We start from the raw sequence: 7,973 nt of genomic DNA, 5'->3' as shown, positions 1-7,973 counted from the left end.
CCCCGCAGCTCGGATGGCTCCGCACCCACGAGCTGTACCCGCCCGCGCGCGGGCTTGATCTCCGCCCACAAACCGGGGACACGCTCCGCACGCGACGCGGTGGCGGCCTTCGGCGCCGTTTGCGCGAGATTGATCGCCGCTCGTCTCCGCTCCGGACAGCGCTCCGGCTCTCAGGCCGCCTCACCGGCGGACTTGCAGGCTCGCCCCCGAGCGGGCCGTGGTGGTCGACACCGACCCCGAGCGGGCGCGCGCCACCGCCCGCGCCTACGCGGCCGTCTATCTGGGCCTGCCCACCTACGTCAACAACCTGCGCGAACTGGGTTTCACGGAGGCCGACTTCAAGGACGGAGGCACCGTACAGCCCATCGCCGACACCCTGGAGCAGCAACTGCGAGACCTGGGTCTCCTCGCCCCCGTCCTGATGCCCAGCTGAACCCGCCGCGCGACCGCCCACCGGCGGCAGCCCTCGGGCGGTGGACCCTCGGCGTGCGAGGGTCCACCGCGTGCCTCCTGCCTGCCTTCCGCCTGCCTAGACGAAGTTCTTGTCGATCAGCATCTGCAGCACGTTGACGTGGAAGTCCGGGAAGTCCATCGGCACGATGCCGAACCGGGCGCGCTGCTGGGTGCGGGCGTTCAGGTACGGGTAGATCGTGCGGTCCATCAGGGACTGCGAGCTGGTCTTGGGCCAGTAACCTCCCGCGTAGGAGAGGAAGTTGACGAACATCTTCGAGTAGCCCGGGTTGAGGAAGGCCTTGTCGAACTGGGCGACGATGCGCTGGCCCTTGGTCCCCAGGGGATCGGTGCCGCCGGTCTGCCAGAGGTCCTGGGTGTCGAAGTAGCCGTTCTCGCCGCTGGACCAGTCGATCAGGGCCCAGGGGTTGGTGAAGTCGGCGAGCAGGACGACCTTGCCCCGGGCGGTGGCGAGGGTCGGCCACCCGTAGAAGTGGAACAGGCCGCGGTAGCCCAGCTCGTTGAAGTAGTGGTTGACCCGCCGCATGAACTCGGTGTCGTCGAGTGACTGGCCGCCGGCGCGCTCGTTGCGCAGCCGCATCAGGACGGTCTCGCCGGGGTGCGAGCGGAGGAAGGACCGGCACTGGTCGAGCACGTCCTGGAGGCGGATGTGCTGGTAGTTGTCGGAGTGGTAGATCCCGAGTTCGTCGGGCGCGCCCTGGAGGCCGTTGCAGCGGATGTCGAGGAAGCGGACGCCCTCGGTCAACTGCTGGGGGATTCCCCAGTTCTGGGTGTGCGACCACTCGGTGCCGTAGGCGGGGTTCTCGCAGCAGGAGTCGTGGGTGCCCGGGATGGTGAGGTCCAGGAGGGAGGTGCCGCCGTTCAGGCGGCTCATCCAGTCCTCCGTCGGCAGCCCGCGCGGGGTGGTCGAGCCGGCGGCCGAGGCGCTGCCCGGCAGGGCGAGGCCTCCGACGGCGGTGGCGCCGAATCCAACGCCCCACCTGAGAAGTTCACGACGTGCGATGCCCATGGTGCGACTCCTTGAAGTCCGGTCGGTCGTTCGAGGCGTGCGCTGTCATCGTGGAGTACGCGGCCACTGTTCTGACAGGTTCACGACGTTACGATCCGGGTCCGGGTCCGAGTGGCACCGGCCGAGCGGCGGCGGCCGGAAGGCGGCCGGGCAGGCGGTCGGAAGGCAGCCGGAGGGCGGTAGGAGGGCTGAACGGCCTTCTTCGGATTCGAGCGGGGCTCTAGCGGAGGGTCAGTAGGCTGCCCGCCGCCACGAGATCCCTTGAGGCTCTATTTGCCCCATCTTTACAAGGACGGTGTCTTCAGGTGCGCGCTTTCGCACGCCAAAGAACAGACAGCCGACGGCGACTGATAGCCATCGGCGTCTCGCTCGCGGTCTCGGTCTCGGTCATCCAGGGCACGGAGTGGGTGTTCGCGCCCCACCCCGCCGCAGCCGCCACGGTTCCGCCTTCGGTACCCAGCGTCACGGGTCTCTCTCCCTGGTCGCTGAACGCCTACAACCAGGTCGGCTACACCACCAGCACGACCCCGACCCTCCGTGCCGTCGCGACGGCCGACGCCGGCACCTACCAGGCCCAGTTCGAACTCACGCCCGACCCGGCCGTCAACGACACGACCTACAGCTACACCGGCCTGTCGGGCCGCACCGCGTCGGGCGCGGTCGCCCTGCTCACCCTCCCGACGGCCAACGGCCTCCCGGACGGCAAGCACCTGCGACTGCGGGTCCGGGCGTACGACGGCACCAACTACGGTGACTGGAGCGGCTACACGGCGTACACCGTGGACACCAACCGGCCCGCCGCACCGACCATCAGCTGCGCCGGCGTCCCGGCCGGCGACTGGACCGCCTCGGTCCCGGACGGCACCCAGTGCACCCTGAGCACCACGGCCGGCGACGGCCAGGGCTACGCCTGGGGCATGGACGACTCGTCCGCCTCCCAGCGGGTGTCGGACACCTCCGGCAGCGGCACCGGCAAGCCGCTGACCATCACCATCGGTGCGGGCACCGGGTGGCACACCCTCTACGCCCGGACGATCGACGCGGCCGGCAACGAGTCCGTGGACACCACCGGGTACAGCTTCGGCGTGGGCGCGGGCCGAGCCGCCCTGCTCACCCCGCTCGGCGGCGAGCGCACCGCGGGCCGGCTCTCGCTGTCCGCCGTCGGCGCCACCGACTACACCGGTGTCACCTACCAGTACCGGCTCGGCGAGACCGACAGCTGGAAGGACGTGCCGGCCGCCAACGTCACCCGGGCCTCCGACGGCTCGGCACTCAGCTGGCCGCTCGCCGTCTCCGGCGGCACCTCGGCGGCCCTGACCTGGAAGGCGACCGACACGCTGGCCGCGGACAGCCCGGTCGACGTCCAGGCGAAGTTCACCAAGGCCGACGGCACCACCGGCTACACCCAGGTCTCGACCGTGACGCTCGACCGGGTCGCGGGCACCGCCCCCGCCCGGGAGATCGGCCCCGGCAACGTCAACCCGCTCACCGGCGACTTCACGCTCAACGCGAGTGACGCGTCGTTCTTCGGCCTGAGCGTCTCCCGCACCGCGTCCTCGCGCCAGCCCGACGCCGGTTCCACCCGGGCCGGCCAGGCGGCGATCTTCGGCCCGCAGTGGTCGTCCGGTGTCCGTGCCGAGCTCACCGGCACCGACTGGGTCGCCGTCGAGCAGACCTCGGCCACCTCGGTCGCCGTGGTGACCGAGGCGGGCCGGCGGATCGGTTTCACCGCCGTCTCCGGCGGCGGCTGGCAGGCCGAGCCCGGCGTCACCAACCTCACCCTGACCGGCTCACCGACCGGCTCCTTCACCCTGAAGGACACCGACGGCCGGACCGTGACCTTCGCCAAGATCGACCCGGCGGCGACCACCTGGGCGTTCGCGAGCAGCTTCCTGGCGACCGCGAACTCCACGACGACCGTCGTCTCGGAGAAGGTCACCGTGAACGGCAAGGTCCTCGCCCGGCCCAAGTACGTCGTCGCCCCGACCAGCGCGGTCACCGCCGCCACCTGCGCCACCACGCCGTCCACCAAGGGCTGCCGGGTGCTGGAGTTCGGGTACGCGACCGCCACCACCGCCACCGCGAGCACCTCCGGCGACTTCGCCGGGCAGGTCAACCGGATCAACCTGTGGGCCACCGCGCCCGGCGCCGCGTCGAGCACCTCCACCACCGTGGCCGCCTACGACTACGACGCCTCCGGCCGCCTGCGCGACGCCTGGGACCCGCGGCTGTCCTCCCCGCTGAAGACCTCCTACGGCTACGACACCGCCGGCCGGGTCACCGGCCTCACCCCTCCGGGCGAGTTGCCCTGGACGATGAGCTACGGCAAGGTCGGCAGCTCCTCGGTGGCCGGTGACGGCATGCTGCTCAATGTCTCCCGGGCCAACCTGGCCGCGGGTTCGGCGAGCACCACCGACGGCACCAACGCGGTCACCACCGTCGTCTACAACGTGCCGATCAGCGGCTCCAACGCCCCGTACCAGCTCGCCGCGTCCGACGTGCGGAGCTGGCACCAGGCCGTCGCCCCGACCGATGCCACCGCCGTCTTCCCGGCCGACCAGGTCCCGGCCTCCAACGACGGCTCGGCCCTGTCCGCCACCTCCTACGGCCGCGCCACGGTCCAGTACGTGGACGCCTCCGGCCGCGACGTCAACGTGGCCCAGCCCGGCGGCTACATCGGCACCACCCAGTACGACCGGTTCGGCAACACCACCCGGTCGCTCAGCCCGGCCAACCGCGCGGTCGCGCTCGGCCTCACCGACGCCGACAAGGCCACCCAGGCCGACCTCGGCATCGCCTCCCTGAGCAGTGCCGACCGCGCGGAGGAGCTGGAGAACTACTCCTACTGGAGCGGCGACGGGGCGCGCGAGCTGGAGACCTTCGGGCCGCTGCACCGGCTCGACCTGGTCTCCGACTTCGTGTCGGGCACCACCGTCCTGATGAAGACCGGCACCTCGGTGACCGGGCGCTCCTGGGCGGTGAAGGAGTACGACACCGGCCGTCCGACCGACGGCACGGCCGTGGTCTCCAACAAGCCGACCATCGTCACCTCCGGTCTGAGGGTCCGCGGCTACGACTCGCTGCTGACCAACAAGCGTGTCACCGAGACCCAGTACGACTGGGCCAAGGGCGTGCCCACGCTGAACATCCAGGACGGCTCCGGCGTCGCCCTCAGCTACGGCACCGGCTACGACGCGCAGGGCCGGGTCGTCAGCCAGGACCTTCCCGGTGCCAACGGCGCGGGCGCCGGCTCCCGGGTGACGGTCTACTGGCAGGGCGACGGCACCGGCTGGTGCAAGGGCCGCCCGGAGTGGGCCGACCAGGTCTGCTGGACCGGCCCGGCGGGCAGCGTCACCGGCGGCGGCACCAACCCGACGCAGACGCCCGACATCTACTACGAGTACAACCGCTACGGCCAGGTCGCCGAAACGGACGAGACCGGCGGCAGCTCGTACCGCAACACCTTCCTCGGCTACGACAGCGCGGGCCGGCTGGTCAGCACCCACATGACCGGCAACCTCGGCCAGCCGATCCCGGACGTCACCACCACCTACGGCTCCACCGACGGACGGATCACGAGCACCTCGTCCACCGGCGGCGGCACGGTCAGCCGCACCTACGACAAGCTCGGCCGGGTGATCTCGTACACCGACGCGGACGGTGCCACGACCACCACCGGTTACGACCAGCTGGGCCGAATGACCACCGTCTCGGACAGCGTTCCGTCGACCACCACCTACGGCTACGACTCGGCCACCGAGCCGCGCGGCCTCCCGACGAAGATCGTCGACTCGGTGGCCGGCACGTTCACCGCCACCTACGCGGCGAACGGCACCGTCGCCACCGAGCACCTGCCCGGCGGCTACACCCTCAGCCAGTCACAGGACACCGCCGGACTGACCGTCAACCGCACCTACACCAAGGACGCCGACGGCAGCACCGTGATGTCGGACAGCGTGACCCGCTCGGTCTTCGACCAGGTCACCACGCACGCCAACAGCGCGACCCTGAACAGCCAGAAGTACAGCTACGACAAGGCCGGCCGCCTGGTCGAGACGCAGGACACCGCCGCCGGCGTGTGCACCGATCGCGCCTACACCCTGGACCGGCACTCCAACCGCACCGCGTTGACCACCACCACCGGCACCGGCGGCGCCCCGTGCGCCACCACCGGCGGAACCACCGTCAACCACAGCTACGACACCGCCGACCGGATCGTCGACGCCGGATACGCCTACGACGACCTGGGCCGGACCACCGCGATGCCCGGCACCGCCGTGGGGTACTACTGGAACGACCTGGTCTACCAGCAGGTCAGCGGTCTCCAGCGGCAGACCTGGCAGCTGGACTCCGCCCTCCGCCGCCGCTCCTTCACCACCGAGTCGAACGCCACGGGCAGTTGGGTGCAGACCGGCGCGAAGGTGAACCACTACAGCTGCGACTGCGACAACCCGCGCTGGATCACCGAGAACGCCTCCGGAGCCGTCACGCGCAACGTGATCGGCCTGGCCGGCGGGATGGCCGCCACCACGAGCAAGACCGGCGACACCGTCCTGATGCTCACCAACATCCACGGCGACACCAACCTGATGCTGCCGCTGGACACCACCAAGAGCCCCACCCTGGTGGACTCCGACGAGTTCGGCCGACCCAAGGCGACCGGCTCCGCGGCCGCCCGTTACGGCTGGCTCGGCGGCTACCAGCGGTCCGCCGAGACCACCAACGGCCTCGTGCTGATGGGCGTCCGGCTGTACAACCCGGACAGCGGCCGGTTCCTGTCGATCGACCCGGTCTACGGCGGCAACGCCAACCCGTACGACTACGTCTACGGTGACCCGGTGAACATGCTGGACCTGTCCGGCAAGTTCCGCTGGGAGGCCCACTGGTACGGCGCCGTACTGCGGCTGACCAAGTGGGAGAACAAGATGATCGCCGAGAACGGCTGGTTCGTCAGCGGTTTCATCGGCCTGGTCAAGAACCTCGGCCCGTACGGCCGGGCGATCGCCATCGCCCTGCTCGGTCTGTCCTGGGCCGCCCAGCTCGCGCAGTACTGGGGCCGGTGCCTCCAGCTCCGCGCCTGGGGTTATGCGCCCTGGGCCACCAGCTGGTGGGTCGGGGGCTGTGCCTAGCGGCTGACCACTCGAACAGGCGCCACTCCGCTCCGGCGGGGTGGCGCCTGCGTCGTTCCACGCCGTGCTGGCTCGGCTCCCACCCCCGCCGAACCCCTCGACGGGGTGAAGATCGAAATGCGAGGACGGCCGCCGCCCGCCACGGTGGGACCGTGGCTGCGATCATCGTTCTCTTCGAACTGGCCCCGGACCAGGCCATCGGCCCCGAGGGTGTCGGGCCGGCCCTGGTCGCGGTGCACGCCGCCGGCCAGGACCCGGACGTCCCGGAGGACCCACAGGCGCGCACCCTCTGCGGGCTGGACACCGCTCCGATGGAGCACGCCCACTACCACCCCACCCGGCCGGGCGAGCCGTGGTACCCGCCCGAGCTGGAGCAGCAGCGGTGCCGGTTCTGCGAGGCGGCGCTGCACCGGCTCTGAGGGCCTCCGGCGGCGCGTCAGTAGGGATGCTTGTTGGGCCTTTCCGCCCATGCCTCGTACGCTGACTTGCCGAGTTTGGGATAGCTGTGCACCATGCGGATGCTCCGCTCGTGGACCGGCTTCTTGAAGTCCTCGTACTGGTACTCGTCACTGAACCCGATCTTCGCGGTGTCCTCCAGGTCCTGGCTGTAGTAGACGGCGTCGAGCCGGGACCAGTAGATGGCGCTCATGCACATCGGGCACGGCTGGCCGCTGGTGTAGATCTCGCAGCCCTTGAGCATCCGGGCCCGGTACGGCTCCGGATCGGGAGAGCAGGGCTCGCGCGGGATGAGCTTCAGCGTGCTCCTGTTCTGGTACTCCACCGAGATCGACGGTGCCTCCGGATTCAGCACCTGGATCGCCTTGCGGATGGCCTCCACCTCGCCGTGCGCAGTCGGATCGCCGGTCAGCAGGACCCGGTTCTGACCGCGGGCGATGATGTCACCGTCATGGGTGATCACCGCGCCGAACGGCCCACCCCAGCCGTTCACCACCGACTCCGTCGCGAGTCGCACTGCCTCTCTCATGAACTTCTTCTTCGCCATGACGCCTCTCCGTCAGCCGTGTCCGGCCTCTCCCGGCAGGCACACGGCGAGAAGAGGCGCATCGGCACGTCCATCCCTTTCAGAAGATAGTCACCATCCCGAACCGGGCAACCCGGACGACCAACCGGTTCTCCGTGTGCCATCGACGCTCCAGGCCCTTGACCGTCCCCGTCCCGGCGGGCGACCGTGCGAGCCGAAATCGCCGCTGCCGTAGGGCGACGCTTCCATCCGGCGACTCCGAGCCGGTCCGTATGCCAACGCCACGATCACGTCGTCGAGACGTCCATTCCACCGGGCCTCCGGGTCAGGGGTGGCGGAGACCGCGCTCTCCCTCGCTCCGAGGCGGACGTGTCGGCTGCGC

5 protein-coding genes are annotated in these 7,973 nt (G+C 70.4%); 3 read left to right on the top strand and 2 right to left on the bottom strand.

Features of this window, described 5'->3' with window-relative positions:
• Window positions 1-220 precede the first annotated feature (220 nt).
• Window positions 221-433 carry a hypothetical protein gene (locus tag J0670_RS40585; RefSeq protein ID WP_207813545.1) on the top strand — a complete coding sequence of 71 codons (213 nt, stop codon included), beginning with the start codon at window positions 221-223 and terminating at the stop codon, window positions 431-433.
• Window positions 434-529: 96 nt separating this feature from the next.
• On the opposite strand, the gene J0670_RS23000 is transcribed toward J0670_RS40585, so the two are convergent.
• Window positions 530-1,480, bottom strand: a complete 951-nt coding sequence (locus J0670_RS23000; RefSeq protein WP_207813544.1) for a phosphatidylinositol-specific phospholipase C — start codon at window positions 1,478-1,480, stop codon at window positions 530-532.
• Window positions 1,481-1,785: 305 nt separating this feature from the next.
• Here J0670_RS23000 and J0670_RS40335 point away from each other — a divergent pair, with 305 nt between their 5' ends.
• Window positions 1,786-6,609 (top strand): RHS repeat-associated core domain-containing protein, encoded by a 4,824-nt coding sequence (locus J0670_RS40335; protein WP_207813543.1) that lies wholly within the window; start codon window positions 1,786-1,788, stop codon window positions 6,607-6,609.
• A 152-nt stretch (window positions 6,610-6,761) separates the two neighbouring features.
• Window positions 6,762-7,028 carry a hypothetical protein gene (locus tag J0670_RS22990; protein ID WP_207813542.1) on the top strand — a complete coding sequence of 89 codons (267 nt, stop codon included), beginning with the start codon at window positions 6,762-6,764 and terminating at the stop codon, window positions 7,026-7,028.
• A gap of 17 nt (window positions 7,029-7,045) precedes the next feature.
• On the opposite strand, the gene J0670_RS22985 is transcribed toward J0670_RS22990, so the two are convergent.
• On the bottom strand, window positions 7,046-7,612 hold the full coding sequence (locus J0670_RS22985; protein ID WP_207813541.1) for a nucleoside deaminase: 567 nt from the start codon (window positions 7,610-7,612) through the stop codon (window positions 7,046-7,048).
• Window positions 7,613-7,973 lie beyond the last annotated feature (361 nt).

This window comes from Streptomyces sp. FH025, assembly GCF_017427025.1.
GTDB lineage: Bacteria > Actinomycetota > Actinomycetes > Streptomycetales > Streptomycetaceae > Kitasatospora.
This window is presented reverse-complemented; position numbering and strand designations above follow the sequence as displayed.